The sequence below is a fragment of the Barnesiella sp. CU968 genome (genome assembly GCF_905219685.1).
GTDB classification, from domain to species: Bacteria; Bacteroidota; Bacteroidia; order Bacteroidales; family Muribaculaceae; genus Lepagella; species Lepagella muris_A.
Genome location: NZ_CAJMXD010000585.1, coordinates 1 through 1,164, shown reverse-complemented (window position 1 = coordinate 1,164; position 1,164 = coordinate 1). Strand labels below are relative to the sequence as shown.

Sequence of the window (1,164 nt, the reverse complement as noted above, 5' to 3'; positions counted from 1 at the left end):
TCCTACCTACGCGGTCCTATTCTTTCTCATACGCGATATCTTTGAAAGCGGAAGTAGGTAGATTATCAAACCTATTCAGAATATCAATGGAAATTTTCGCATCCTCTTTGCTGATGCCGGTTACAGGATTAATCTTTATGAAGCCCTCCTCCTGTTCAGGCATGAATATCGGTTCATCCTCAAGTATGATGTAAGGAAGAAAGATTTGTCCGTCAATACATCTTTTTATCCAATTGGCTTTTGAATCGCATTTCTCATCCGGAACGAACACGGCATGCACTTTTCCGGGCAATCCTCGCTTCTCCCACATTTCGATTATCTTATCCTCGCCAAGAACATCACCCCAAGAAGAAATGACGAAAATTTCAGCATTGGTGGCTTCAATAACTTCGGAGAGTCGAGCGACTGCCTTCGGGCAAAATAACGGGCCATACTCATCTTTTGTGGTTTTGCCTTCTATGGCAAGCTGAGCCTGATATTGCTTCGTGTTGAGAACTCCGTCAAAGTCAAGGAAATATATTTAACCATAATACTCTTGGCAACCCTGTTAAAATCGTTATTCGGGAGTGTATAGAATGGACCTCTTGAGATATATTCAAGCCATTTTGAAAAGCCTTCTTCTTGCATTTTATGAGTCTTGATGCCGTAGAGAGTTGACCAGTACAAGAGATGACCAACCATTTCATCAATATCTCTTTCCTTCATATCTTTATAGCGGCACTCAATCTCAACCTCTCTGCTGACAAGCCACTCCTGAGGATCAGGTGCCCCCTTGATATACACGTTGCCGTTTGAGCCGAGCAATGCATAAATCTTTTTATTGGAATGGGAACTGTCTTCTTCCATTTCGCACACATCCTGATATACGGCTTGATAAAGAGGACGAGTCTCTTCCAGCTCTTGATAGGTATCGTGTAAGGTTTTCCATACCTCTGCGAAATCCGATTGCTTAAAGTATTCTTGATATTTCATAACTTCTGTGTTTAATTCATGGACAAAGTTATAAGAAGGCTGTATCAGATTCGGTGACAACCTGAAAAACATTCACAATATTCAAAAAAAGTCAGATTTTTTTTATGAGTATAAATTAAGAGCTTGTTTAAAAATAAAAGTGAATTTGGGGACGTAGGCTTGGAGCAGGTTTCTTCTTGAGGTGAAGGAGCA

2 protein-coding genes are annotated in these 1,164 nt (G+C 40.5%); both read right to left on the bottom strand.

What is annotated here, in order from left to right:
- Positions 1-16: 16 nt before the first annotated feature.
- Positions 17-460 (bottom strand): HAD domain-containing protein, encoded by a 444-nt coding sequence (locus JX312_RS13865; protein ID WP_239653940.1) that lies wholly within the window; start codon positions 458-460, stop codon positions 17-19.
- Positions 457-972 (bottom strand): hypothetical protein, encoded by a 516-nt coding sequence (locus JX312_RS13860; RefSeq protein ID WP_204458511.1) that lies wholly within the window; start codon positions 970-972, stop codon positions 457-459. The genes JX312_RS13865 and JX312_RS13860 overlap by 4 nt, the downstream gene beginning before the upstream one ends.
- Positions 973-1,164: the final 192 nt, after the last annotated feature.